The organism is Methylorubrum salsuginis (genome assembly GCF_900114375.1).
GTDB lineage: Bacteria > Pseudomonadota > Alphaproteobacteria > Rhizobiales > Beijerinckiaceae > Methylobacterium > Methylobacterium salsuginis.
The window spans coordinates 218,810-244,531 of record NZ_FOSV01000006.1; the positions used below are offsets into that span (position 1 = coordinate 218,810).

The 25,722-nt window shown below is 70.9% G+C and carries 23 protein-coding genes; 13 read left to right on the plus strand and 10 right to left on the minus strand.

Annotated elements, in window-relative coordinates; translation table 11 throughout:
* Positions 1-66: 66 nt before the first annotated feature.
* From BM140_RS25825 to BM140_RS10240, 3 genes are read left to right on the plus strand one after another with little or no spacing between them, the layout of a single operon-like run.
* Positions 67-1,143, plus strand: a complete 1,077-nt coding sequence (locus BM140_RS25825) for a hypothetical protein (protein ID WP_165616432.1) — start codon at positions 67-69, stop codon at positions 1,141-1,143.
* Positions 1,140-1,691, plus strand: a complete 552-nt coding sequence (locus tag BM140_RS10235; RefSeq protein WP_165616433.1) for a GspMb/PilO family protein — start codon at positions 1,140-1,142, stop codon at positions 1,689-1,691. The genes BM140_RS25825 and BM140_RS10235 overlap by 4 nt, the downstream gene beginning before the upstream one ends.
* Positions 1,688-2,167: a hypothetical protein gene (locus BM140_RS10240; RefSeq protein WP_091945044.1), complete on the plus strand. Its 480-nt coding sequence runs from the start codon at positions 1,688-1,690 to the stop codon at positions 2,165-2,167. Before BM140_RS10235 ends, BM140_RS10240 begins: the two co-directional genes overlap by 4 nt.
* A gap of 66 nt (positions 2,168-2,233) precedes the next feature.
* On the opposite strand, the gene gspD is transcribed toward BM140_RS10240, so the two are convergent.
* Together gspD and BM140_RS25830 are read right to left on the minus strand one after the other, a co-directional pair.
* Positions 2,234-4,654 carry a type II secretion system secretin GspD gene (gspD, locus tag BM140_RS10245; RefSeq protein ID WP_091945047.1) on the minus strand — a complete coding sequence of 807 codons (2,421 nt, stop codon included), beginning with the start codon at positions 4,652-4,654 and terminating at the stop codon, positions 2,234-2,236.
* A gap of 104 nt (positions 4,655-4,758) precedes the next feature.
* Positions 4,759-4,926 carry a hypothetical protein gene (locus BM140_RS25830; RefSeq protein WP_165616434.1) on the minus strand — a complete coding sequence of 56 codons (168 nt, stop codon included), beginning with the start codon at positions 4,924-4,926 and terminating at the stop codon, positions 4,759-4,761.
* Positions 4,927-5,269: 343 nt separating this feature from the next.
* Here BM140_RS25830 and BM140_RS10250 point away from each other — a divergent pair, with 343 nt between their 5' ends.
* The 3 genes from BM140_RS10250 (at position 5,270) to BM140_RS10260 (ending at position 7,427) form a co-directional block, all read left to right on the plus strand.
* Positions 5,270-6,328 carry a substrate-binding domain-containing protein gene (locus BM140_RS10250; RefSeq protein ID WP_091945087.1) on the plus strand — a complete coding sequence of 353 codons (1,059 nt, stop codon included), beginning with the start codon at positions 5,270-5,272 and terminating at the stop codon, positions 6,326-6,328.
* Between the two features lie 233 nt (positions 6,329-6,561).
* On the plus strand, positions 6,562-6,981 hold the full coding sequence (locus BM140_RS10255) for a YeeE/YedE family protein (protein WP_091945091.1): 420 nt from the start codon (positions 6,562-6,564) through the stop codon (positions 6,979-6,981).
* On the plus strand, positions 6,978-7,427 hold the full coding sequence (locus tag BM140_RS10260; protein ID WP_091945094.1) for a DUF6691 family protein: 450 nt from the start codon (positions 6,978-6,980) through the stop codon (positions 7,425-7,427). The genes BM140_RS10255 and BM140_RS10260 overlap by 4 nt, the downstream gene beginning before the upstream one ends.
* 28 nt (positions 7,428-7,455) lie before the next feature.
* Here BM140_RS10260 and BM140_RS10265 read toward each other — a convergent pair whose 3' ends face one another.
* Positions 7,456-8,466: an inorganic phosphate transporter gene (locus BM140_RS10265; protein ID WP_091945098.1), complete on the minus strand. Its 1,011-nt coding sequence runs from the start codon at positions 8,464-8,466 to the stop codon at positions 7,456-7,458.
* A 5-nt stretch (positions 8,467-8,471) separates the two neighbouring features.
* The gene (locus tag BM140_RS10270; protein ID WP_091945101.1) at positions 8,472-9,128 is read right to left on the minus strand and encodes a DUF47 domain-containing protein; all 657 of its coding nucleotides are present in this window, start codon (positions 9,126-9,128) and stop codon (positions 8,472-8,474) included.
* A gap of 410 nt (positions 9,129-9,538) precedes the next feature.
* On the opposite strand from BM140_RS10270, the gene BM140_RS10275 reads away from it, so the two are divergent.
* The 6 genes from BM140_RS10275 (at position 9,539) to BM140_RS10300 (ending at position 16,343) form a co-directional block, all read left to right on the plus strand.
* Positions 9,539-10,444, plus strand: a complete 906-nt coding sequence (locus BM140_RS10275) for an ABC transporter ATP-binding protein (protein ID WP_091945104.1) — start codon at positions 9,539-9,541, stop codon at positions 10,442-10,444.
* The gene (locus BM140_RS10280; RefSeq protein WP_091945107.1) at positions 10,441-11,334 is read left to right on the plus strand and encodes a branched-chain amino acid ABC transporter permease; all 894 of its coding nucleotides are present in this window, start codon (positions 10,441-10,443) and stop codon (positions 11,332-11,334) included. The genes BM140_RS10275 and BM140_RS10280 overlap by 4 nt, the downstream gene beginning before the upstream one ends.
* Positions 11,335-11,338: 4 nt before the next feature.
* Positions 11,339-12,382, plus strand: a complete 1,044-nt coding sequence (locus BM140_RS10285) for a branched-chain amino acid ABC transporter permease (RefSeq protein WP_244535377.1) — start codon at positions 11,339-11,341, stop codon at positions 12,380-12,382.
* Between the two features lie 29 nt (positions 12,383-12,411).
* Positions 12,412-13,770, plus strand: coding sequence for an ABC transporter substrate-binding protein (locus tag BM140_RS10290; RefSeq protein ID WP_091945113.1), 1,359 nt, complete (start codon positions 12,412-12,414; stop codon positions 13,768-13,770).
* A complete protein-coding gene (locus BM140_RS10295) occupies positions 13,767-14,552 on the plus strand; it encodes an ABC transporter ATP-binding protein (RefSeq protein ID WP_091945116.1) in 786 nt (261 codons plus the stop codon). The genes BM140_RS10290 and BM140_RS10295 overlap by 4 nt, the downstream gene beginning before the upstream one ends.
* A 330-nt stretch (positions 14,553-14,882) precedes the next feature.
* Positions 14,883-16,343 carry a carbohydrate porin gene (locus BM140_RS10300; protein WP_091945119.1) on the plus strand — a complete coding sequence of 487 codons (1,461 nt, stop codon included), beginning with the start codon at positions 14,883-14,885 and terminating at the stop codon, positions 16,341-16,343.
* A gap of 126 nt (positions 16,344-16,469) precedes the next feature.
* Here BM140_RS10300 and BM140_RS25835 read toward each other — a convergent pair whose 3' ends face one another.
* From BM140_RS25835 to BM140_RS10325, 6 genes are all read right to left on the minus strand, one after another.
* The gene (locus tag BM140_RS25835) at positions 16,470-16,646 is read right to left on the minus strand and encodes a hypothetical protein (RefSeq protein ID WP_165616435.1); all 177 of its coding nucleotides are present in this window, start codon (positions 16,644-16,646) and stop codon (positions 16,470-16,472) included.
* Between the two features lie 113 nt (positions 16,647-16,759).
* Positions 16,760-17,782: an isopenicillin N synthase family dioxygenase gene (locus BM140_RS10305; protein WP_091945122.1), complete on the minus strand. Its 1,023-nt coding sequence runs from the start codon at positions 17,780-17,782 to the stop codon at positions 16,760-16,762.
* Position 17,783: 1 nt separating this feature from the next.
* Positions 17,784-19,106 (minus strand): O-acetylhomoserine aminocarboxypropyltransferase/cysteine synthase family protein, encoded by a 1,323-nt coding sequence (locus tag BM140_RS10310; protein ID WP_091945126.1) that lies wholly within the window; start codon positions 19,104-19,106, stop codon positions 17,784-17,786.
* A 233-nt stretch (positions 19,107-19,339) separates the two neighbouring features.
* Positions 19,340-21,013: a methyl-accepting chemotaxis protein gene (locus BM140_RS10315; protein WP_091945128.1), complete on the minus strand. Its 1,674-nt coding sequence runs from the start codon at positions 21,011-21,013 to the stop codon at positions 19,340-19,342.
* Between the two features lie 360 nt (positions 21,014-21,373).
* Positions 21,374-24,367 carry an AbfB domain-containing protein gene (locus BM140_RS10320; protein WP_091945131.1) on the minus strand — a complete coding sequence of 998 codons (2,994 nt, stop codon included), beginning with the start codon at positions 24,365-24,367 and terminating at the stop codon, positions 21,374-21,376.
* Positions 24,368-24,455: 88 nt separating this feature from the next.
* A complete protein-coding gene (locus tag BM140_RS10325; protein WP_091945134.1) occupies positions 24,456-25,124 on the minus strand; it encodes an SCO family protein in 669 nt (222 codons plus the stop codon).
* A gap of 313 nt (positions 25,125-25,437) precedes the next feature.
* Between BM140_RS10325 and BM140_RS10330 the strand changes: the two genes are divergently transcribed.
* A partial coding sequence (locus BM140_RS10330; RefSeq protein ID WP_131803781.1) for a helix-turn-helix domain-containing protein occupies positions 25,438-25,722 on the plus strand: 285 nt, incomplete at its 3' end.

Here is a 25,722-nt window from a genome sequence, read left to right on the forward strand (position 1 = left end):
TTAAGCCGACGTAAACACCGGGAGGCTTAACAACTCGTCTCGCCGCCTTCCCGGAGCCCCTCTCGCGTGAGTGCCATGGACGCCCATCCGGCCCGCACGCTGCCCGCGCGCAAGGCCGTGCTGCGCGAGAGCCTCGACGCCACCGCCTACCTTCTGGGTCTGAGCGAGGTGCGGGCCGACCGGGCGCCGGGCCCGTTGACGATCCGTCTCGGAGGCCCCGCCGAGCCGGGCCTGATCCTGATCGACCGGCGGGGCGCCACGCCCCTGATCCGGCGCCTCGACGCCGAGGCCGACGATTTGCCGGCTCAGCTCACGGCGATCCGCGCCGGACAGGCCGGCATTCGAGCCAAGATCCTGGTGGATCCGGCCCGCTGCTTCATGCGCACCCTCACCCTGCCGAGCGCGGCGCTCCCCCGGATGCGGGCGGTGCTGGCGCAGGAATTGGAGGCGGCCACGCCCTTCCGCACGGCCGGGGTCCACAGCGACTGGTTCGTCGAGGGCGAGGATCCCGCCGCCCGCAGCCTCAAGGTGCGCCACGTGGTCCTCAAGCGGGCCGCCCTCGATCCGCTGCTCGCGGCGCTGCGCGAGGCCGGCATCGCCGCCGGCCCGGTCACGGTCGGGCCAGACGAGGAACGGACCATGCCGGTCGATCTCCTCACCGGCGGCCATCGCAGCCTCCAGGGGCTGGCCGGCGGCGCCCGCAAGGGCGATCTCGCGCTGCTCGCGGGCGCCGCCCTGCTCATGCTCGCCGCCTTCTGGGGCTTTCGCGCCCATCAGGACGCGACGCTGGCCGCCCTCGACGACGCCTTCGCGCAGGCCCGCCGCGCCGCCGGCCCGGCCCATCCCCCGCCGGTCCAGGCCGGAACGGCGGCGATCCTGTCCGGCCGCCTGCCGCCCGTCGCCCGCAGCTGGGACGCCCTCGCCGCCGCGCTACCGGATTCCGTTTCCGCGACGCACCTGCGCCTCGATGCGCAGGGCGCCCGGATCACCCTCATCGCCGCCGACGAGCCGGCCGCGCTCGCGGCGCTGAGCCGCGTCCCGGGCTTCGGTGCGCCGTCCCTGAGCGGATATTCGGTCGCCTCCGACGGCACGCGCACCATCGTCGTCCAGTTGCCGCGCCCGATGGGCGGGGGGCAGCCGTGAAGCTCCCCACCCTGTCCTCTTCCGGCCTCCTGCCGAACCGTCCGGTGCTCGTCGCCCTGGGCGGTCTCGGGCTGCTCCTGGCGCTCGCCATCGGCCCGGTCTCGCGGGCGATCGACGCGGACACGCAGATCGCCGCCGCCCGCGACCGCCTCGCCCGGGCGCAGGCCGCCGCCGCGCGCCCGCCGCAACCCGCGCCCCTCGTGGCCGCGGATGCCGACGGCCTGCTCGCGGCGTTCCGGGCGCGGCTCCAAACCCTCGCCGGGAGCCGCGCGGTGGTGATCGACACCACGAACCTCGAGGCCGACCCGGCCCAGCCCACCCTGCCGCGCCTGCGCGCCTTTCTGCGGGGCACGGCGGAGGGCCTGCACGATCTGCTGCAGGCGCTGGAGACCGAGGCGCCGCTGATGGCCGTCGAGGCGGCGGAATTCGACATCGCGCGCGCGGCGGACGAGGAGGGCGGCCGTCCCCTGGTGATGCGCGCGAGCCTGACCCTGCGCGGCGTGCAGTTGCCCCCGCCCCCGCCGGAGACCGGAGGGCGCGCCCCGTGAGGCCGCGCCTTCCTCCGACCGGCCTGATACCGCGCGCCCTGTTCGGCCTCGCCGCCGCCCTGGCGCTCGCGGCCTTCGCCTGGCCCGTGCGGATCGATCCCACGCCGTCCCCCGCCGCGCCCTGGACCGAGCCGCCGGGCACGGCCGCCCTGCAGCGCCCACTGTTCGATCCCGGCCGGCGCGCCTGGACCGCGCGGGGCAGCCGCGAGACCGTGGCCGAGGGCGAGCCGCCCCGCCCGGTCCTGAAGGTCCGCGGCATCCGCCTCGACGGCGCGGTGTCCCACGCGCTGATCGACGACGGCAGCGGCGACCGCACGTGGCTGAAGGCCGGCGAGGGCCGCGGCGACTGGCGCGTGACCGCCATCACCCCCGAGCACGTCACCGTGGATCAGCGCGGCCGCCGCTTCACCGCCGCCTTCATGGGTCCTCCCGCGACCCTGCGCCCGAAGCCGCTCGATCCGGCCCTGCGGCGGTGAGGCGGTCCGCCGGCGCGTCTCGGCGGCGGACTCCCCCGGTGACGATCCCGGCGCGGGCCGCTTCCCTCACTCCATCATCCGCCGCAGTACGCCCTCCTGGCCCGGCAGCGCGACGGCGAGGGGCGGGGTGGCGGGGACCGGGCGGACCGGCATCATCGCCTTGAACTGCTGGCGGAAATCCTCGGCGATGCGGTCGGCCTCCGCGGTGCCGCGGATCACCCGGGGGCGGATGAACACGATCAGCTCGGTGCGCACGCGCCGATCCAACCGGTTGCGGAAGGCCTGCCCGATGACGGGCAATTCGCCCAGCACCGGCACCACCTCGTTGGAGATCTCCGCCTTCTCCTGCACCATGCCGCCGATGGCGAGGCTGTGGCCGTCGTTGACCGCGACGCTCGTCGCCACCCGGCGCTGGCGGATGGTCGGCGAATCGATCTTCGAGGTCGTGGTCTTCACCACGTCGCTGACCTCTTGGTTGATGTCGAGCACCACGAGGCCGTTCTTGTTGACCCGTGGCGTCACCGAGAGGATGACGCCGGTATCCTTCATCTCGATCTGGTTCAGGATCGGCGCGTTGGTCGAGAGCGCGCTCTGGCCGGTCTGCTGCACGATCGGCACCTGATCGCCCACTTGCAGCTTCGCGGTCCGGTTGTCCAGGACCGTGATGTTGGGGCTGGAAATGACGTTGACCCGGGACACGCCCTGGAGCGCGTTGACCACGACGTTGAAGTCGGCGGCGTTCAGCAGGTAGTTGAAGCCGGGCACGCCGCCGATCGCCTTGCCGAGGAGGTCGGCGGTCCCCGTGCCGCGCCCGGTCGGACCGACCACGTCCCCTTGAATGTTATTGAACTGGGCCGGGCCGTTCTTGAGGAACCACTGCACGCCGAAGCGCAGTTCGTCGTTGAGGGTTACCTCGGCGATCACGGTCTCCAGCAGAACCTGCGTCGGCATCGCGTCGAGGCGGCCGAGGATGCGCAGGATCTTGTCGTACTGGTTGCGGGTGGCCGAGATGACGAGGCTGTTGTTGGCCTCGTCCGCGACGATGCCGATGGCGTCGCGCCGCGTGCCCATGCCGCCGCCGGAGCCGCCGTAACCGCTCTCCAGGCCGGCGCCGCCATAGGCCGAGGCGCCGCCGTAGAGGGTGCCGCCCCCGCCCGAGAGGCCGCCGGGGCTTGCGCCGAGCCCGCCGCCGAGCCCGCCCGAGGGCCCGCCGCCGAGCCCACCACCCTGGTTCCCCGACGAGCCGCCGAAGGACGAGCCGAAGCCGCTGGACATCTGGCTCGGAAGGCTGCCCGAGCCGCCACGGGAAGGGTCGCTGCCGAAGCCGCCGCCGCCTCCGAGCCCGGACGGGTCCGAGCCCATCGTGCCGCCGCCCATGCCGTATCCCCCGCCGAGGCCGCCCCCCATGCTGCCCGCCATGCCACCCGCCATGCCACCCGCCATGCCACCCGCCATGCCGCCCGCCATGCCGCCCATCCCGCCGCCGACCGACATTCCGGTCTCGGCGGCGACGACGCCCTGGAGCACCATCGCGAGCTCCTTGGCCGAGCGGTTCTGGATCCGGTAGACGAAGAGCTGCCGCTCGCGCTCGGCCGCGAAGATCTCCAACTGCTCCAGCCACGCCCGCGCCCGGTCGAGATAGACGGCGCGGGAGCTGACCACGAGGATCGCGCCCAGGGCTTCGTTGGGCACGAAGCGGATCATGTCGCCGGTGCCCGCCGCCTCGCCGCCGAAGATCTGGGTGAGGTCGCGGGCGATGCTCCGGGGGTTGGCGCTGCGCACCGGCAGCATCGCCGTCGACATGCCGCGCATCCAATCGACGTCGAACACCTCGATGGTCTGACGCAGCGCCCGGATCTGCCCGGCATCGCCCGACAGGATCAGCAGGTTGCGGGCCCGGTCGACGCGCAGCACCACCTCGCGCGGGGCGATCGTGCCCAGCACCGCCTGCATCTCGGCCGCCGAGATCCAGCGCAGGGGCACGGTGACGGCACCCGCTTCGGCGGCGGGCCCCTGGACCGGATGCACGCCGGGGCCGCTCGACGGCACGATCTGCGCCGTGCGCCCGCGCCGCCGCAGCACCAGGCCACGGCTGCCGAGGGCGGTCTCGAACATCGACAGCAGGGTATCGCGGGTGACCGGGCCGCCGGTCTGAAGGGTGATGGTGCCGGCGGCGCGCTCGTCGAGGCTGTAGCCCCAGCCCAGGGTGTCGGCGAGCACCGCCTTGGCGGCTTCGGAGAGCGGAACCTCGACGAGGTTGAGGCTGACCGTGGCGCCGCCCAGCGGCGCCCGCGCCGGGGCCTCGCCGCCGACGAACTGGTCCGTGCCCCGCCGCAGGATGCCGCCGGAGGGGCGCGGGCCCGGCACGGTGCCGGCATAATCCGGGTTGAGGCCGGAGGCCGGTCCGCTCAGCGGCTCGGCGGCGAGCGCCGCGCCGGCCACGGCGCCGCCGAGCGCCGCTCCGACGACCATTGCTCCCCACTTCATGCCGCCGACGAGCCTTCGCGCCCCGATCCGATCGTTGCCGGCGACATTAGCGTTTTATGGTTAATGAGATGTTGAAGGTCCGCACCCGCGCGAAAACGACTGGATCAATCCAAATAAGGCAGTGCGCGGCGATGCTTTTGCACCAGCGTATTGACCGGGCGACTGATCTTTTCGTCCAGTTCTTCGGTCGATCGACGCAGCCCGCATCGAACAGAAATCGTCATCGTGGAAGATGTCGGACGGCGATGGCGCGCGGCGTCGAGGCCCGGCACTGGCGAAGACCCTCGCGACACCGCAGCTCGGGCCGCCGCCTCGTCACCGCTCCGACCAATCGGCGACGATCCCGACGCATCGCCGATTGCCCCGCGACGGCGCGGCGGCGGGCGTCCGCCGGACGCACGGAACAAGACCATCGGCCCTGGTCCGTGCCGCTCGGTATGAGCCGGTTCCGGTCGGTGGTCGGCGGCGGTGCGCGCGAGCGCAGAGATCTGAGGACATCCGCACGCGGTCGTCGGCGCGTCCCTTGTGCCGGCCCGGCGACACGCGCAGCCTCGCGCCGGTACCGTCCGTCGAGCGAGGCCTCGTCCGGGCTTCCGGCACGCGAGAGATCATGTCGTGAGCGACAGCTTTGACCCAACCGATCGGAACCGGACTGCCGAGCACGGGGAACTCGCCGTGACGCTCGGACTCGGCGGCACCGTGCGGATCGGGGCGAACACGCTTGCGGTGTCGGACCTGACGGTGATGTTCGAGGCGATTGCCCGATCGGGCTCGGTGCAGGGCTTCGCCGATGCCCTCGGCCTGTCCTACCGGGCCGCCTGGGCGCGGCTTCAAGCCTACGAGGCGGCGCTCGGCCGTCCTCTGGTGCGCAAGACCCGGGGGCACGGCACGGCGCTGACGGAGTTCGGCGCGGCGCTCGCCGAGGCGTTCTCCGCCGCGACCTTCGGCCTGGAGGCCGGCTTCGTGCGCGAGACCCGAAGCGTCGAGCAGCGCCTGCGCCGGCTTCTGACCGGGCGGGCCGGGGCGCTGACGCTCGCGGCGAGCCACGATCCGCTCGTGGTCCAGGTGCTGAGCGAGGGGGACGGCATCGAATTATCGGTGATGGGCAGCCGCGCGGCTTTGGGGCGGCTCCTCGAAGGGAGCGCCGATGCGGCCGGCTTCCATTGCGGGGCTCAAGGCCCGGCCGAGGCCGGTCCACCCTTCTCGGACGTTCATGCGGGGGCCGGCTTCGTCCTCACGCCGCTGTTCGAGCGGGAGCAGGGCCTGCTGCTCGCCCCCGGCAATCCGCGCGGCATCCGCAGCGTCACCGATCTCGCCCGGGAGGACGTGCGCTACGTCAACCGCCAGAAGGGCTCGGGCACCCGCGACTGGTTCGACCGGATGCTGGCCGAGGCCGCGCTGTCGCCGTCGGCGATCCGGGGCTATGCGGTCGAGGAATTCACGCATCAGGCGGTCGCGGCGGTGATCGCCTGCGGCGCGGCCGATGCCGGGCTCGGCGTACGGGCGGCGGCCGAGCGGCTCGGCCTCGATTTCGTGACGCTGGGCTGGGAAACCTACTATCTCGCCGTCAGCCGCTCCCTCGACGCCCCGGCCCTCGCCGACCTGATCGGCGCGGTGAGGACGCGCGCCGCCCACATGTCGGGCTACCGCGTCGTCCTGGACGGCGCGGATTGACGGGGGGGCGGCCGCTTCGGCGGCGGGGGACCTGCCAACCGCCCATGCCGCTGTCGGCGCCCGAGCATTGACCCGACCGCCTGACCGACCCGCGGAGGCGCATCTTGCCGGAGGCGCCCGGGGCGATTTCTATCGTCGCCGGCCCGACCGTTCCGGACCCGCGACCAGGCCTGGCGCTCATGCCCGGCGTCGATCCGGGCGCTCGGTCGGGTCGTAGAGATCGGAGACCCGTCGTGAACGCCTTCCTCGCCCCGCTCGCGGGCGGCGCCCTGATCGGCGCCTCCGCGGCCTTGCTGCTCCTCGCCAACGGTCGCATCGCCGGCATCAGCGGCATCCTCGGCGGTCTCCTCGGGCCGCTGTCCCAAGAGGCGATGGGGCGGATCGCCTTCCTCGTGGGCCTCGTCGCCGGCCCGATCCTGTTTCGGCTCGCCACCGGCCATTGGCCGGCGGTGCGCCTCGAATCCTCCACGCCGATGCTGGTCGTCGCCGGGCTCCTCGTCGGCTTCGGGACGCGCCTCGGCTCCGGCTGCACCAGCGGCCACGGGGTCTGCGGCCTCGCCCGGCTCTCTCCCCGTTCCTTCGCGGCCGTCGCGACCTTCATGGCGGCGGCCTTCCTCACCGTCTTCCTCGTCCGTCACGGAATGCCCCGATGAGCCTGCCCCGCCCGATCGCCGCCCTCGCGAGCGGCCTGCTGTTCGGCCTCGGCCTCGCCCTGTCGGGGATGATGGACCCGGAGAAGGTGCTGGGTTTCCTCGACCTCGCGGGGGCCTGGGACCCGAGCCTCGCCTTCGTGCTGGCCGGAGCCGTCGGCGTCTCGGCGCTCGGCTACGCGGTCAAGGCCCGCATGGAGCGGCCGCTGCTGGCGCCCCGTTTCGAGGTGCCGGCCAACCGGCGGCCCGACGCGCGGCTCCTTTCCGGCGCCGCCCTGTTCGGGATCGGCTGGGGGCTCGCCGGCTTCTGCCCCGGCCCGGCCCTGGCCGGCTTGGCTCCCGGCTTGGCTCTCGGCCTGCCGGAGGTCGCCCTGTTCGTCGCGGCGATGCTGGCCGGCATGCTCCTCTATCGCCTGACCGTGGGGCGGGCCCCGGGCGCGGCTGCGTGAGGACGGCGCGTTCGGCTCGTGCGGCGCCTCAAGGCGCAAGGAGCCGCGTAAGCAGGTAGCAGCCCGCGGAGATTCCCGCCGCGGCCGGGAGGGTGACCACCCAGGCGATCACGATGTTGCCGGCGAGCCCCCAGCGCACGGCGGACGCCCGCCGCGCTGCGCCGACGCCGACGATGGCCCCGGTGATGGTGTGGGTCGTCGAGACCGGCACGCCGAGCCACGTGGCGAGGAACAGGGTGATGGCGCCCCCGGTCTCGGCGCAGAAGCCCTGCATCGGGTTGAGCCGGGTGATGCGCGAGCCCATCGTGTGGACGATGCGCCAGCCGCCCGACAGGGTGCCCAGCGCCATCGCCGATTGGCAGGACAGAACCACCCAGAGCGGGACGTGGAAGTCCTGGCCGAGATGGCCCTGCGCGTAGAGCAGCACCGCGATGATGCCCATCGTCTTCTGGGCGTCGTTGCCGCCGTGCCCGAGCGAGTAGAGCGAGGCCGAGACGAATTGCAGCCCGCGGAAGGTGCGATCGACCCCGAACGGCGTCGCCCGCACGCAGGCCCAGGACACGACGAGCACGAGCAGAAGCGCCAGGACGAAGCCGAGGAGCGGCGAGAGCACGATGGCCGCCACGGTCTTGCCGAGGCCGGACCAGACGACGACGCCGGGGCCGGCCTTGGTGATGCCGGCGCCGACGAGGCCGCCGATCAGGGCGTGCGAGGAACTCGACGGGATGCCGAACACCCAGGTCGCCACGTTCCAGACGATGGCGCCGACGAGCGCGCTGAGGATCACCTGCGGATCGACGATTCCGGCATCGACGATGCCGGTGCCGAGCGTCTGCGCCACGTGCAGACCGAAGAACAGGAACGCGATGAAGTTGAAGAAGGCCGCCCAGAGCACCGCGTATTGCGGCCGCAGCACGCGGGTCGAGACGATGGTGGCGATGGAGTTGGCCGCATCGTGCAGGCCGTTGAGGAAGTCGAAGAGCAGGGCGATCCCGATCAGCGCGATCAGGTAGGGCAGCGCGAGGGTCTCGGTCTCCATGGCCGTCACACGTTCTCGATCACGATGCCGCTGATCTCGTTGGCGACGTCCTCGAAGCGATCGACGACATCCTCCAGATGGCCATAGATTTCGGCGCCGATGATGTAGGCCATGGCGTTGCCATCCCCGCCGTCTTGGCGATGGGCCTGGTAGAGACGCTTCAGGCCGCGCTGCTCGAGTTCGTCCGAACGGCCCTCGACCTTGGTGATGGCCTCCGTGATCTGGTTGATGCGGGCCGCGTGGGTGCCGACTGCGCTCAGGAGCGGCACCACCTCGACGGTGAGGCGGGCCGCCTCGACCACCGTGCCGCCCATCTCCTGCATCAGCGGATCGAACGCCTGCAATTCGTAGAGCTGGATCGCCTTGACCGTCTTGTTCATCTGATCGACGGCATCGTCCATCGACTGGATCAGATCCTTGATGTCGCCGCGGTCGAAGGGGGTGATGAAGCTGCGGCGCACCGCCAGCAGGACCTCGGCGGTGATCGCGTCGGCCTGTCGCTCCTGCTCGATCACGGTCCGGCAATGGCGCGCCACGTCGGGGCCGCCGCGCAACACCCCGTGCAGCGCCTCCGCGGCGGCGACGAGGGTCTGGGAGTGACGCTCGAAGAGGTCGAAGAAGCGATCCTCCCGCGGCATCAATGCGCGAAACCAGCCCAGCATGCCCGACCCGTGCCGTTGGAGAGTTCGTGAGCCGGCATATAGAAGCCGGCCCCGGGCAAGCGAGGGGGCGGGCGTCGCGGCGCGCAAGGCCCGCGGAGCCGTCCGTTCCCGGAGGCGAGAACACCGCCTGCCACCGGCCTCCGACGTATCACCGTGTGAAGCGACCGAATATCGGCGCGGGCGAGGGGTAAAAATCTTATCCATCCGGGCGGGGAAGCGAGAGACACCGCCTGCCGCGCGCAAAACAATGGAATTCCATGCTTTTGACGCCCGCTCGCCAGTCTCAGTATAAGCGAGCGAGTTCGGCGCTTCTCTGACAAGCTCCGGCGATCACCTGTTTTGTCTTATCGATTCCGTTTCGGATCTTTTCACGGGTCCGGGACTGCTTCCGCTTGACGGTTCTCGTTTCGATGTCTGGACTTCCGCACCGCGCCGCCCCGTTCGGGCGGCCTGCGCCTTCCCGCCCGCTCGTGCCCGACGCCGCGGCGCCGCGGCGGCGGGCTCGAGCGTCGCAGGACCGCATCCTGACCGTCGAGGGACTGTCGCTCGGCTTCGGCGGCGCGGTGGCCTTCGCCGGGATCGATCTCGCGGTCGCGGCCGGCGAAATCCACGCCATCATCGGCCCGAACGGCGCCGGGAAATCCTCCCTGATCAACGCGATCAGCGGCCTCTACGCGCCCCAGGCCGGGCGCGTCCGCATCGGCGAGGCGTCGTTCGCCCGTGTCCCGGCGGGGCGGCTGGCGGCGCTCGGCGTCGCCCGCACCTTCCAGAACCTCGCCTTGTTCAAGAGCCTGAACGTGGTGGAGAACATTCTGTCGGGGCTAGCGGGCGCCCGGCGCGCCGGGCTGGCCGCGCACGTGCTCGGCCTGCCCGCCGCGCGCCGCGAGGCGGCCGAGCACCGGACGCGGGCCGAGGCCGTCATCGATCTCCTGCAGCTCGGGGCCTTCCGCGCGCGGGCGGCGGGCAGCCTGCCCTACGGTCTGCAGAAGCGGGTCGAACTCGCCCGCGCCCTCGTGGCGAAGCCGCGTCTGCTGCTGCTCGACGAGCCGATGGCCGGCATGAGCGCCGCCGAGAAGGCCGAGATGAGCGGGTTCATCCTGGCCGCGCGGGAGACGTTCGGAACCGCCATCGTCCTGATCGAGCACGATATCGGCGTGGTGATGCGCCTGTCCGACACGATCACCGTGCTCGATCACGGCCGCCGCATCGCCACGGGCACGCCGACCGAGATTCAGGCGAATCCGGCGGTGATTGCCGCCTATCTCGGAGCGGATGACGAGGAAGACGAGACCGAGGGCGAGGTGAAGGCGGCATGAGCCCCGATCTCGCCTTCCTCGTCGAGGTCGTCGTCGGCGGCCTGCTCTCGGGCGTCATGTACGCCCTCGTCGCGATCGGCTTCGTGCTGATCTACAAGACCTCCGGCGTCCTCAACTTCGCGCAGGGCGCGATGGTGCTGTTTGCCGCGCTGACCTTCGTCAGCCTCGTCGAGCGGGGCCTGCCCTTCCCGGCCGCACTCGCCGCGACGCTCGCCGTGATGGTGGTGGTCGGGCTCACGATCGAGCGGACGGTGCTGCGCCCGCTGGTCAACCAGCCGCCGATCACCCTGTTCATGGCGACCTTGGGCGTCGCCTACGTCATCGAAGGCGCGGCCCAACTCGCCTGGGGCACGCAGGTCCACGCCCTCGATCTCGGCATCGACGACACCCCCTTCGACGTCGCGGGCGTGCTGGTGAGCCGGTTCGACCTGTTCGCGGCCGCGCTCGCCGGGCTCATGGTGGCGGGGCTGACCCTGTTCTTCCGCTTCACCCGCACGGGGCTGGCCTTCCGCGCGGTGGCCGACGATCCGCTGGCGGCGCTGAACGCGGGCCTGCGCCTGCCGCGGATCTGGTCGGCGGTGTGGATCGCCTCGGGTCTCGTCGCCCTGGTGGCGGGCCTGCTCTGGGGGGCGCGGCTCGGCGTCCAGTTCTCGCTCTCGCTCGTCGTCCTCAAGGCGCTGCCGGTGCTGGTGCTCGGGGGCTTCGATTCGATTGCCGGCGCCATCGTCGCCGGGCTGATCGTCGGCGCCGCCGAGAAGCTGGCGGAGGTCTATCTCGGCCCGTTCATCGGTGGCGGCATCGAGGGCTGGATCGCCTATGTGGCGGCGCTCGCCTTCCTCTTGGTCAAGCCGTCCGGGTTGTTCGGCCTGCGCAGCGTCGAGCGGGTGTGAGGCCGTGGCGACCGCTCTCCCCCTCGACCTCGCCCGGCCGCGCCGCACGGGCGCCGCCGGAATCCTGCTCCTGCTGGCGCTCGCCTACGGGCTCGTGCCGCTCCTCGGCACCGGCTACCTGTTCGAGGCGATCCTGACGCCGTTCCTGGCGCTCGCGCTCGCGGGCCTCGGGCTCAACCTGCTCACCGGCTATGCCGGCCTGCTCTCCCTCGGCTCGGCCGCCTTCATGGCGGTGGGGGCCTATGCCGCCTTCAACCTGTCCCTGCGCCTGCCCGGGCTGCCGCTGCCGGCGACGATCCTTCTCGCCGGGCTAGTCGCGGCGGCGGTCGGCGCGGTCGCCGGGCTGCCGGCCCTGCGGCTGCGCGGCTTCTACCTCGCGGTCTCGACGCTGGCCGTTCAGTTCTTCGTCGCCTGGGCGCTGAACCGCATCGGTTGGCTCTCCAACGACAGCCCGTCGGGCATCGTCGCCGCGCCGCGCCTCGAGGTGGCCGGCCTCTCCTTCGACGACGCCCGCGGACGCTACCTGTTCTCGCTCACCGTCGTGGCGGTGCTGACGTTCCTGGCGTGGCGCCTCGTGCGCTCGCCGACCGGGCGCAACCTGGTGGCGATCCGCGACCACGAGACCGCCGCCCGCATCGTCGGGGTGAAGGTGGCGCGCACCAAGCTCCTGGCCTTCGCGCTCTCCTCCTTCATCGTCGGGATCGCGGGCGTGCTGTGGGCCTTCGCCTATCTGCGCACGGTCGAGCCGGCGGGGTTCAACCTCGATCGCTCGTTCCAGATCCTGTTCATCGTCATCATCGGCGGCCTCGGCACCCTGCGCGGCGCCTTCCTCGGGGCGGGCTTCATCGTCGTGCTGCCGCTGGTCCTGTCGCGCCTCGGTGCCGCGGCTCTCGGCGACGGCTTCGACAGCGGCACGCTGGAGATGGTCCAGCGCATCGTGCTCGGCGCGCTCATCGTCGCCGTGCTGATCCGCGAGCCCGCGGGCCTCGCCGCGCTTCTCGACCGCGCGCTCAATCACGCCCTCCGGCGCGTCCGTCCCCGCTCCTGATCCCATCCTCCCACCGAAAGGATCGCTCGATGCCCCGCAAAGTCCTGTCCCGCGCCCTCCTGACCGGCGCCGCCCTCCTCGCCCTCGGGGCCGCGGCGAGCGCCGACGAGCAGTACTTCCCGCTCCAGAGCTACCGTGTCGGGCCCTATGCGGCCGGCGGCACCGGCTTCTTCGGCGGCTTCATCGACTACCTGAACCTTATCAACAGCCGCGACGGCGGCGTGAACGGGGTCAAGCTCACCTGGAGCGAGGGCGAGACCCAGTACGAGGTCGAGCGCGGCGTCGAGGTCTACGAGCGGCTCAAATCCCGGCCCGGCATCGCCGCCTGGAACCCGCTCTCGGTCGGCATCGCCTACGCCATGATCGACCGCATCACCGCCGACAAGGTGCCGCTCATCACGATCAACCACGGCCGCACCGATTCCACCGACGGCCGCGTCTTTCCTTTCGTGTTCCCGCTGCTCCTGAACCCCTACAGCGAGACCTCAGGGATCGTCGAATACCTCGCCACCCGCGAGGGCGGCCTGGACAAGCTCAAGGGCAAGACCATTGCCGTGCTCTATCACGGCTCACCCTACGGCAAGGAGACGATCCCGATCTACGAGCAGCTCGCCCGGCAACACGGTTTCAAGGTCGAGCAGATCGAGGTGCCCCATCCCGGCAACGAGCAGCAATCGCAGTGGCTCACCATCCGCCGCCTCAAGCCCGACTACGTCGTGCTGCGCGGCTGGGGCGTGATGAACCCGGTGGCGCTCAAGACCGCGCAGAAGACCGGCTTCCCGGCGAGCCGCATCGTCGGCAACGTCTGGTCCAACTCGGAGGAGGACGTGATCCCGGCGGGCGAGGCCGCCAAGGGCTACGTCGCGATCACGACGCAGGCCTCCGGCACGCAGTATCCGGTGATCCAGGAGATCGTGCGCGGCGTCTACGACAAGGGCGCGGGCAATCTCGCCGACACGAAGCGCATCGGCAGCGTCTACCACAATCTCGGCGTGCTCAACGGCATCCTCAACGTCGAGGCGGTGCGGATCGCGCAGGCGAAGTTCGGCCACCGGACGCTGACCGGGGACGAGGTGCGCTGGGGCTTCGAGCATCTGCGTCTCGACGAGGCGCGGGTGGCGAGCCTCGGCGCCAAGGGCCTGTTCCATTCGATCAACGTCACCTGCGCCAACCACGAGGGCGAGGGCCGCGTCACCTTCCAGCAATGGGACGGGGCGAAGTGGAGCGTCGTCTCCGACTGGATCAAGCCCGATTGGGCGGCGCTCCGCCCGATCATCGAGGCCTCGTCCGCAGCCTACGCCAAGGAGCGCGGGATCACCCCCCGCGATTGCGACGCGGAGGAGCGGGCCGGCGACACCGCCAAGCGCGCCTCGGCGGATCCCCAGTGACCGACCACAACGATGTCCTCCTGCGCGTCGAGGCGCTGGAGGCGGTCTATGGCGGCGCCGTGCAGGCCCTGTCCGGCGTCGATCTCACCGTGCGCCGGGCCGAGATCGTCGCCCTCGTCGGTGCCAACGGCGCCGGCAAGACCACGCTGCTGCGGGCGATCTCGAACCTCCTGCCCGCGACCCGCGGGCAGGTCACCGCCGGGCGCATCACCTATGACGGGCGCGACGTGGGGCGAACCCGCACCGACGCCCTGGTGCGCGCCGGCCTCGTCGGCGTGCTGGAGGGGCGCCACTGCTTCCGCGCGCTCACCGTCGAGGAGAACCTGATCGCGGGCGGTCTCGGGCGCGGCTCGGGCCGGGCCGACCTGCGCGCCGATCTGGAGCAGGTCTACGCGCTGTTTCCGCGGCTGACGCAGAAGCGCCGCCTGCCCGCCGGGCTGGTCTCGGGCGGCGAGCAGCAGATGGTCGCGATCGGCCGCGCGCTGATGGGCCGGCCGCGCCTGCTCGTGCTCGACGAGCCCTCCATGGGGCTGAGCCCCAAGGTGACTGCGGAGATCTATCGCGTGCTGGCCGACCTGAACCGGAGGCAGGGCCTGACGCTGCTGATCGCCGAGCAGAGCGTCACCCTGGCCCTGCGCCATGCCCACCGCTCCGTCGTGCTGGAGAACGGCCGCTCGGTGCTGGAGGGTGGCGCGGAGACGCTGCGGAGCCGCGACGACATCAAGCAATACTATCTCGGCCCCCGCGCGGGCGCGCCCGCACCGGAGCGGCAGCCGGCGTGACGCGAAGGCGCGGTCGTTCCCTGTTTGAGCGTCGCGAGGGGATGTCGTTCCAATATGCCAATGTAAAAAGACAATCGATTTCATTGACCGAGAGCCTATTAATTTGGATCATCATGCCAGTTCGGATGACGAGGGATCGAGGAGCGGGGCTTCACCTTTGCCGCTCTTGATTCCGAGGGCCGGTGCGGGACGCATCGGCATCCCGTTTCCACCGGTCCCCTCCGGACAAGCCCGGCGATAGCGGGCCGTCACTCCCTCGATCCGCCTCCGCATGCCGGCCCTCGCGCCGGACCGATGCCGCCTGCGCATTTGCCCTTGAAGACGAGCCCGATGCCGAACAGCCTGCCCCTGCCGTTTCCCTTGCGCCACCTGCTCCGGACGACGGCCCTCGCCTGCCTCCTGCCGGTCGCGACAATCCCCGCTTTGGCACAGTCGCCGAGCGCGGTGGAGACCTTCACCGGCGAGGCGGGGCCCCGCACCGATCCGGGCGCCATCGGCATCGCGCCCGACGGCAGCGTGAAGTGGCACGGCCCGCTTGCCCCCTACGCCGCCGACCTCGCGCGGGCCGGCCTGAGCTTCGACGTCAACGTCTACGACTTCTCCTTCGCCAACCCGAGCGCCGGCCTGCGCCCCGGCCAGCTCTCCCACTCGACCTATTACCTGCTGAGTCTCGACGCCGACCTCGAGCGGCTCGCCGGCATCAAGGGCGGCCTGTTCCACTTCACCCAGCTCTTCATCGGGGCGCGGTGGAACAACCGCAACATGGACGGCGATGTCGGCGACAGCACGGTGGGCTACCAGCCGACCTTCAACCGCGACTTCGCCCGCCTCTCGACGCTCACCTACGAGCAGCGGCTTCTGGACGACCGCCTCTCCGTCGAGGTCGGGCGCACGCATCCCAACCGATACTACGCGCTGCCGCCCTGCCAGTCGGCGGCGAGCTGCTTCCAGGACATCCTGCAGATCAATGCCGGGCTCACCTCGCCGCTCTACGGCGTCTGGGGCGGCAACGTCGCCTACAAGCTCACGCCCGAGAGCTACATCCAGGCCGGCGCCTTCGCGGTGACGGGGCGCGCCAACTTCTCCTCGGGCTACGATTGGGGCACCGAGCCGCTGAACGGCGTCGTGACGCTGGCCGAGATCGGCCGCGCCACCACCTTCGCGACCGACTTGTACCCGAGCCGCGTCGCGCTGACCGGCTTCCATAACACCGCCGACCACGAGGATAATCTTCGCACCGTCTTCGGCCGCTCGAAGGGGCTGAATCCCGGCGATCCGGTGCTGCAGCGCTCCGGCACCTCCGGCGTGATCCTCACCGGATCGAAGGTGGTCTGGCGGGCCGATGGCGGGGCGGACGGCGCCAACCTCAACCCGACTTCGCTTCAGGCCTATGCCAGCCTCGCCTATGCCCCGGACCCGACGATTCCGATCCGCTGGAACGCCTTCGCCGGCCTCACCCTCCAGGCACCCGACCAGAGCCGGCCCCTCGACCGCTACGGCCTCAAGGTGAACTGGCAGCGGATCGCCTCCGACTACGCATTGTTCCTCGGCGACGCCAACCTCATCTCGGGCGGGCCCGGCGGCGCCTATCCGCGCGACAAGCTGGTGTTCGAGGCCAACGCCCATCTGGCGCTCGGCAAGGGCATCTTCTTCGAACCGGTGGTGCAGTACCTCGTCAACGGCAATTCCTACTGGAACCCCTTCACCCCGAACCGCTCCAAGGACGGCTTCTACGTCGGCGCCACGCTGATCGTGCCGCTCGGCTCGATCCTCGGCCTCGCGCCCGGCTGAGCGGGGCCGGCGCAGCCCCTGCGGACGCATGAAACCGGCCGGGCGCTCTGCGCCCGGCCGGTTTCCGGCTGTCTCGTTCCGGGCCGCGGCGCCTCGGTGGATTCGGCAGCGCCGACGGCGGCCGGGTCAGGATTTGCCGGGTCGTTCCGCGCCCGGGAGAGTCCGGGGCGGCCAGCGCACGAGATGCGGGGCCAGCCACTCGTTTCCGAGCATGGCGCCCGCGGCGAGCGGGAGCGGACCGGCCTCGGCGGGGCATTCGACGCCGCGCAGGAAGGCGCGGATGCGGCCAAGAAAGTCTCTCATACCAAGCGGCACGGAACCGGACCGAGGGTCCTGTCCCGTGCGTCCGGCGGAGGCCCGCCGCCCCGCCGCCGCGGGGGCGATCGGCGATGCGTCAGGATCCGCGCCGATTGGGATCATGCGGCCCTTACCTCCTTGTCGAGCAGGTCGGCGTAGTGGACGGCCGCCACGTCGGGATGCGAGCGCAGGCGGCCCTTGAGGTAGTTGCGGCCGACCTCGCGGAAGAGCGGGTTGTCCGGGTCGCTGGCCGCTCCTCCGGCCTGGGCGGCCAGCGCGGGCGGCAGGTCGAGGAGCGGCACGGTGGCGTCGTGGCGGGCGCCGAGGAAGAAGGCGACCGAGAGCCGGTCGCGCCCTGCCCGCGGCGTCACCACCCGGTGGATCGTGGCGCGCAGATAGCCGTTCGAGGCGAGTTCGAGCAGTTCGCCGACATTGACCACGAAGGCGCCCGGCACCGGGCTCGCCGCGATCCAGCCCCCGGCATCGTCGGTCACTTCGAGGCCGCCCTCGTCGTCCTGCACGAGGAGCGTGAGGAAGCCGCTGTCCTTGTGCGCGCCGACGCCCTGGTCGTCGGGCGTCGCCTCGCGGCCGGGATAGCGGATGATCTTGATGTGCTGGTTGGGCGCGCCTGCATAGATCGGCGCGAAGGCGTCGGCCGGCTGGCCGAGAGCGAGGGCGAAGGCTTCGAGCAGGCGGATGCCGACTCCCGTCACCGCCTCCTGCCACGCCAGCAGTTCGGGCCGCAGTTCCGGCAGCGCCGTGGGCCAGAGGTTCGGGCCCTGCAGCCGGGTCCAGGCCGGGGCGCCGGGCGCGCGCGGCAGCGCGGGCCGCTCGGCGCCGATGTCGAACTGTTCGCGCCAATCGGCCCGGCCGCGGGTGATCTCGGCGCCGGCCTCGGTGTAGCCGCGGAAATGCGGTGACTTCACCATCGCCACCGCCCGCTTCTCCGCCGCCGGCAGGGCGAAGAAGCGCCGCGCGAGAGCCTGCACGTCCGCGATCCGCGCGTCCGGGATGCCGTGGCCGACGAGGTAGAAGAAGCCGATCTCGCGGGCCGCACGGCGCAGTTCTTCGAGGAAGGTTCGTCTCTCCGTCTCGCCCACATCGAGGCGGGCGAGGTCGAGGATCGGGAGGGAGGCCGGCATCTCAGGCCGCCCGCGCCAGGGATCCGGCGGCGGAAAGCGCCTGATCGAGGTCGGCCAGGATGTCGTCGATGTGCTCCAGCCCGACCGCGAGACGGACATAGCCGTCGGTGACGCCGGTGGCGCGCTGCTCCTCTGGCGTCAGCTGCGAATGCGTGGTCGTGGCCGGATGGATCGCGAGGCTGCGGGCATCGCCGATATTGGCGACGTGGTAGAATAGCTTCAGCGCATCGATGAAGCGGCGCCCGGCGGCGCGGCCCGCCGCCAGCTCGAACCCGACGAGGCCGCCATAGCCGCCCTTCAGGGTGCGGTCGGCCCGCTCTTTTGCGGCGCCGGTCTGGACCGACGGGTGGATCACCCGCGCGACCTCAGGGCGCTGCCCAAGCCAGTCGGCGACGCTTTGCGCGTTGCGGCTGTGGCGCTCGATGCGCAGGGGCAGCGTCTCGATGCCCTGCAGCGTCAGGAAGGCGTTGAGCGGCGAGACCGCGGGGCCGAGGTCGCGCAGCAGCCGCACGCGGGCCCGGAGCGCGTAGGCGATCGGGCCGATGGCTTGCGCCGCCTCGGTCCAGACCGCGCCGTGATAGCTGTCGTCGGGCGTGTTCAGCGCCGGCTGGCGGTCCGGATGGGCCGCCCAATCGAAGCGCCCGCCATCGACGATCGCCCCGCCGATGGCGATGCCGTGGCCGCCGAGATACTTCGTCGTCGAGTAGACGACGACCGCCGCGCCGTGGTCGAGGGGCCGCGCCAGCAGAGGGGCTGCGGTGTTGTCGACGATGAGCGGGATGCCGAGCGGCCGGCCGATCGCCGCGACTTCCGCGATGGGGAACACGGTGAGCTTCGGGTTCGGCAGGGTCTCGGCGTAGTAGGCCCGCGTCCGCCCGTCGGTCGCGCGGGAGAAATTGTGCGGGTCGGTCGGGTCGACGAAGCGGACCTCGATGCCCTGCTCCCGCAAGGTGTGGGCGAACAGGTTCCACGTGCCGCCGTAGAGGTCGGTCGAGGAGACGATGTTGTCGCCGGTCCGCGCGAGGTTCTGCACGGCGAGCGCCGAGGCGGCCTGCCCCGAGGCGAGGGCGAGGGCCGCGGCGGCGCCTTCGAGCGCGGCGAGGCGCCGCTCCAGCACATCGACGGTCGGGTTGGTGACGCGGGTGTAGATGTTGCCGAGTTCCTGCAGCGCGAACAGGCTCTCGGCATGGTCGGTGTCGCGGAACTGGTAGGAGGTGGTCTGGTGGATCGGCACCGCGACCGACCCGGTCTGCGGATCGGCCCGCCAGCCGGCATGCAGCGCGAGCGTCTCGGCATGGATCGAGGTGGGGGTCTGACTCGACATCGGCGGCTCCCTTGGCACGAGGCTCAAGAGGAGCAGCCGGTCTGTATTGGTGTCAACGAAAGCCGTTTTCTTTGTTTTTCGGGGTTGGGTGATTTTCTTCGCAGGTTTTGGGTGATTTTATTGGATTGTTGTTGTGCGCGGCCCCGCGGCCTCGGATCGCCTCCGACCTGACGCCGTCAGGTCGGAGGCGGCTCTCGTCGGGGATCGAATTCCGGCGCGGGTGCCGGCTTCGCTCAGGCGGCGCGGACGGTGGCGAGGAAGCGCTGGACCTCGGCGCCGAGATGCTCGGATTGCCGCGACAGCTCGGAGGCCGCCGCCAGGACCTGGCTCGCGGCCGCCCCGGTCTCCTCCGAGGCCTGCGCCACCCCGGCGATGTTGCCGGTGACCGCGTGGGTGCCGGCCGAGGCCTGCGCCACGTTGCGCACGATCTCCTGCGTCGCCGCCCCCTGCTGCTCCACCGCCGCCGCGATCGAGGCGGCCACGTCGTCGATCTCGCGGATCCGCCCGGTGATCCCGCCGATCGCCGTCACCGCCTGCCCGGTCACGCCCTGGATCTGGCCGATCTGCTGGCTGATCTCCTCGGTCGCCTTGGCGGTCTGCTCGGCCAGGCTCTTCACCTCGGCCGCCACCACCGCGAAGCCCCGGCCCGCTTCGCCCGCCCGGGCCGCCTCGATCGTGGCGTTGAGCGCCAGGAGGTTGGTCTGGCTGGCGATGCCCGAGATCATCCCGACCATCTCGCCGATGCGGGCCGAACTCTGGCTCAGCGCCTGGACCAGGGTGGCGGTCTGGTCGGCCTCGCCCACGGCGGCCTGCGCCAGCTGGGCCGAGCCGGTCACCTGCCGGCCGATCTCCTGGACGGAGGCGCCGAGCTCCTCGGCCGCCGCCGCGACCGTGTTGACGTTGGTGGCGGCCTCCTCGGCCGCCGCCGCCACGGTGCCGGACTGGCTGGCGGTCTGCTGGGCGGTTGCGGTCATCTGCTGGGCGGTGGCCTGCAGCTCGGTCGCGGAAGACGAGACCATGCCGACGATGCCGCCCACCGCCTGCTCGAAGCGATCCGCCATGTCGCGCATGCCGGCCTTGCGCTGCGCCTCGGCCGAGGCGCGGGCGAGCGCGGTCTCCGCCTCGAGCGCGCGGGTACGGATGAGGTTGTCCTTGAACACCTGCACCGAGGCCGCCATGCTGCCGATCTCGTCGCCGCGCCCGAGGCCGGGCACCGCCTCGGCCGTGTCGCCGTCGGCCAGCCGCCGCATCATCTGCGTGATGGCGCCGAGGGGGGCCAGGACACCGCGCAGGACGGTGTACAGCGCGAGGCCGGCGGCCAGCGCGCCGACGAGCAGAATGGCGATCCGCAGGACTTTGATCGTCGCCGAGAGGGCGGTGAACTCGCCGTAGATGGTCCGGCTTTCCTCGATCTGCAGATCGATCAGGGCCTGGACGGCGGCGCTGACGGGATCGATGGTCTGGTAGAGCCGGTTGCGCACGAAGCTTGCCAGCTGAGTCTTGTCGCCCCCGGCCAGGATGCCGGACAGTTCCTTCACGGCGGCATCGGCGGCCACCATGGCTTTCTGGGTGTCGGCGACGAGGCGCTTTTCCGCTTCCGTCAACTCGGTCTTCAGATAGGACGCCCAGATCGTCCCGATCCGGTCTTGTGCATCGGCGATGAGCGGCGCACCCTCGGCCCACGCAATGTTGCCGTTGTTGATCTTGTGCGAGGTGTCGACGATGTTGACAGCGTATTTATCGGCAACAATCTTCAGCTCGCGCAGGGGGACGATACGATCGCTGTAGAGACTTTCGATACTTTGGTTCGCCTTAATGGTAGAAAACATTCCAAGTGCTATGTTGAGGCACAGCACTGCAATGAGAGTGACGACAGAAGCTGTCAGTCGAAAGCGAATTGATTTCATGCGGCTAGTCCCCGTGCAGTGCGGGAAAAAGTGGCATATGATAATTTAATTTTTGCTAACGCGTCTTCGATGACTGGTTGGCCGTGCGGCGAGGTGCAGTCAATAGATGCGGTGGCGAGCGGATGTCGCCGAGCGTCCGTCACGGGCGGAAGAGCGACATGCGTTCCCCTATCCGCGTCGAACGGGCTCCCTGAGCGGCCTGAAAGAAACGGCCGGCTGTCGGGCCGGACCGGATGGGCCGCGGCGCCGATCGAGCCGCGCGGCGCGGCTCCCGTGGTCCGACCTCCCCCGAAAAGCGGCACGCCCCGACCGTGAGGTCGGGGCGTGCGTCAGGCTCGGGTCTCGACCCGGATCGTCCGGTTACCAGCGGAAGACGTTCCGGTTCTGGTCGATCATGATCGCCCGCTGGGCGTTCGGGATCGTCACGTCGGCGGCCTTGACGGTGCCGCCGAACTGCGTCCAGGCCTCGGTCGCGTTGTCGCCGACCTTGCGCCACAGCGTGCCGTTGGTGGCGTTGATCACCATCACGCTGCCGTCGGGCGAGGCGGCGATGTCGGCGACGTCCCCGCCCACGCGAACCCAGTTCCCGTTCCGGTCGCCGCGGTACGCGTTCCTGTCGGTGCCGACATGCCAGAGGCTGTTGGCGTTCATCACCGCGACACGGTTCGCCTGTCCGGGCAGACGGGTCCAGCCGTTCGAGTTGTCGTTGGCCTGCTTCAGCCACAGCTCGCCGTTGCCGTTGGCGATCAGCACCGTGCCGTCCGACGACGCGCTGATCGAGCGGGCGTTGACGCCGACCTGGGTCCAGTTCTGGCCGTTGTAGCGGTAGACGTTGTTGTCGGTGCCGATGCCGTACATCGTGGTCGCATCGATCACCGCGATGTCGTTCAGCAGGGTGCCGGGCATCTGGGTCCAGTTGCCGTCGCCGGTCGAGCGCCAGACCGTCTTGTTGTCGGCGTTGTTGGTCACGACGGTGCCGTCGGAGCCGATCGACACCCGCCCCGAGGGGCCGCCGATCTGGTTCCATTGGCCGTTGGAAGCCGGCAGGCCGCCGCCGGCCGACCCGCCACCCGTCGATCCGCCGCCGGCGAGCGGCGGAGCCGCGCAGAACGAGGCGTCCTGCTTGAACAAGTCCGATCCGTCGAACTTGGCGAGGTAGAACGAGTAGTTCTGGTGGCGCACGTAGTATCCGGGCCAGTTGACGGCCTCGTAGGAGGCGCAGGCCCCGGTGTTGCAGCCACAGGTGCCGGCGAGCGCCGTCCGCTGGGTGAAGGTCGCGTCCTGTTTGAAGAGGTCGCCGCCGTCGTTGTTCTGCTGGAGTACTCCGAAATTCTGGTGGCGCAGGTACTGGTTCGCGGAGGTGCTCGACTGGAACGATAGGCCGGTGCCGGCGAGACCGGCGACCAGCCGGAACGTCGATTGCTGACGGTCGCCATCGTTGGCGGGCGTCACGAGGCGTGCGACGCCGTTGACGTTGGTCAGATACGAGTTCGTGAAGTTGCTGGCCTGCAGGCTGACCGCCGTGCCGGTGCCCGTTCCGCCGCCGGTGCTCGTTCCACTGCCGGTTCCGCTGCCGGTGCCGGTGCCGCCCGTCCCGCCATCCGCGGTGCCGCCCGTTCCGCCCCCGGTGCCCCCGCCCGCCGTGGCGACGGTGGGCGCCGCGGATTGCGGGGGGGCGGCGACGTTGCCGACCGCCACGATCACGCCCGGTGAGGGCACGCCCTTCTGGTCGATCGCGACGAGCTGGTAATAGCCGGGCGGGGCGAGGGCGCCGGAGGCCGGCGGCTGGAGCGTCACCGTCTGGTCGGCCTGGGTGAAGGTCAGCGGGATGCGCCGCTGCGTCGCGTTGAAGCTGTGGGTGACCGAGCTGAGGCCGATCAGCACCACCTGCGCCACGCCGTTCTGCGAGGCGAACTCGAACTGCATCGTCTGGCCGTAGGCGAGCTTGGTGGTGGTGAGGCTGACGATCTGCGGCCGGGGAGCGAGCGCGGCCTTCCCGTTCACGCTGGTGAACAGATAGGGCGGATAGAAGAGCTCCGCGTTCTGGTTGGCGACCGGGCCGGGCGCGCCGCCGCCCGCGACCATCAGGGCGCCGTTCTGCATTAGGATCGCGCTCGAATGGTAGCCGCGATAGACCGCGTTCGACGCGCCCGGCGACCAGCGGCCGGTGGTCGGATCCCAGAATTCGCTGGCCAGCACCACGTCGCCGTCGCCGCGGTCGTTGTAGCGGCTGCCGCCGGTGACGGCGACGAGGCCGGTCGGCAACACGGTGGCGTTGGCCCAGCCGCGACCGTTGTTCATGAAGGCGGTGTCGTTCACCGCGGGCGCGTTGCCGTTGATGTCGATCACCGTCGCGCGGCTGCTCGAACGGAAACCCTCGCCGTTGGAATAGGCGTTGCCGCCGACCTGGAGGATCTTGCCCGGCGCGAACATCACCGCGGTCGAGGCGGGGCCGACATTGGGGGCGTCCGCCGCGTTGCCGACGTCCTTCTGCCCCTGCAGGAAGGCTTGCGAGGTCACCGAGCCGTTAGACGTCGGGTCGAGGTACCACATCCGCTCGGAGGAGAGGCCGAACACCTTGCCGTTCGGCGCGACCCAGGCGCGGGGATACCAGAACCGGTTGAAATCGGGGCCGAACGCCTCGCGGCTCTTGGCGCCGAACAGGCTGCGCCAGTTCTGGCCATCGTAGATCTCCGGCGTCATGCCGGTCATCAGGCCCTTGTCGATGCTGCCCTGGGGATCGGCCCAGCCGCCCTGATAGGGGTAGGAGCCGCCCATGATGAGCTGCTGGCCGTTGGGCAGGGTCAGCATGGTGGAATAGTAGCGGTCGTTGGCAAGCTGCGCCCCGATGGCCGAGATGCCGTTGGCGGCCGTGTTCACGACGACGCTGCCCTTGTCGGTGCCGTTGTCGAAGATGCCGCCGGACACGAGCAGCGAGCCATCGGCCTGGAAGGCTTGCGCCGCGCAGAAGCTGTTGATCTTGGCGATGCCCTGCAGGGTGACGTGGCTGTTGTCGCCCAGGCCCGCATAGGGGTTCCACACATCGAAGGTCCGACCGTCCTGGGTGCCGGGATTGCCGCCGGGCGTGCCGAACGAGACCACCTTGCCCGACGGCAGGAGGCTCATGTGGATCGCGTTCATCGGCCAGCCGGTCACGCCCGACCACATGCCGACGGTGGGCGCCGCGTCGGGAATCGCGAGGTTGGCCATCAGCGGATCCTGGACCGGGTTGACCACGATCCCGAACTTGGCCGCCTGCGCCGGGCTCAGGAAGCCCGTGGCCAGCATCGTGGCCGAGAGCAGGGCGGTCCGGCGGGCGCGGGCCCGGCCGGAGGCCGCGTCGCGTCGCATCATGTCGTCACTCCGTTCAGTCGATCGGGAAAAGGGTCGGACGGGGAGGCGGAGCGCCGCTCGTCGCGGGAATAGGTCGCGAAACCGGCGCTCAGGGCTGAGGGCCCGATGCCGTCCGGCCGGCGGTCGGGGCCGCGCCGCGCGGGGGCCGCCCGACCCCGTCCTCGAAGGTTTCGAGGACGGTGAGGTCGGCCAGCAGCCGGGGAGCATCGAGCGGGTCGCTGCCATAAGTCATGGCGAGCTCGCCGCGCCGGTCGAACAGAAGCAGGGTCGGGGGCGGCTCGGGCAGCAGGCGTTCGGGATAGTGCAGCCGGGCCATGACCGCCGCGTTGGCGGGGGCGTCGGTGCCGAGGAAGCGCAGGGGGGTCGTCGGCCCGACCAGCCCGTCGGCGAGGGCCCGCAGGCGCCCCGCGTCGTCGCGGGCCGGATCGGTGCCGAGCGCCACGAAGCGCACCCGCTCGCGCAGGCGCTCGGGCAGGGCGCGGGCGAGCTTGTCGAGTTCGAGGGTGCGGACGGCGCAGACGACGGTGCATTCGCCGTTCACGAACGACACGATCACGAGCCGGTCATGCAGCGTCTCGGCGGTGATGCGCGCCCCGTGCTGGTCGAGGCGCGGCGGAGAGGCCGCCAGGGGCTGGAGCAGGCCGGCCAGATCACTCGGCCGGACCGCCTGTTCCGGCGCGGCGGCCTTCGGTCCCGTCGTCGCCAGGACGAGGAGGCCGAATGTTGCCGCGAAGGCTTGACTGACGATCGAAGGCATTGCGCGGGGCGTCGAAGTCTTGTCGAGTGAAAGTGGTGTGATCCTCGGCGATAGGCGTTGATAAAAGGTGTGGCCGGTTTGCGAAGGATGGTTTTGACGGCGATAACCTGAACGGAATGTTGTTTTGGCCCCGATCTGCCCGAGAAGTCCGGCGAAGACGGCTTCCAGACCCTTGCCGGGAGACGCGGGTGCCCCGGCTCGATTCGACACGGCCGGGCCCCGGCGCAGCGGGCGGGATCGCTGATATACCGCGACTTCGGAAGGAATCCGTTTTTAGGTTTTCGCGCGCGGGTTTTGCGTGATCCCTTCAGGAATGGCAGGGCTGATTCTGTCTCCTGACGATCGCGGGCATTTCCTGGCGCTGATGCGGCGCCAGCTCAACAGTGCCGTGCATCGGCGCCTGAACGTGCTTCTGCTCCTCGACGACGGCTGGACGCCGGCCCGGATCGCCGCGGCGCTGTATCTCGACGAGAGCTCGGTGGCGGAACACCGCACCCTCTACTCTGAGCGCGGCCGGGCCGGCGTCGAGAGCTTGGCCTACCCGGGACGGGTGTCGCGCCTGTCGGCCGCTCAGCGGGCCGCCCTGTCGGAGTGGATC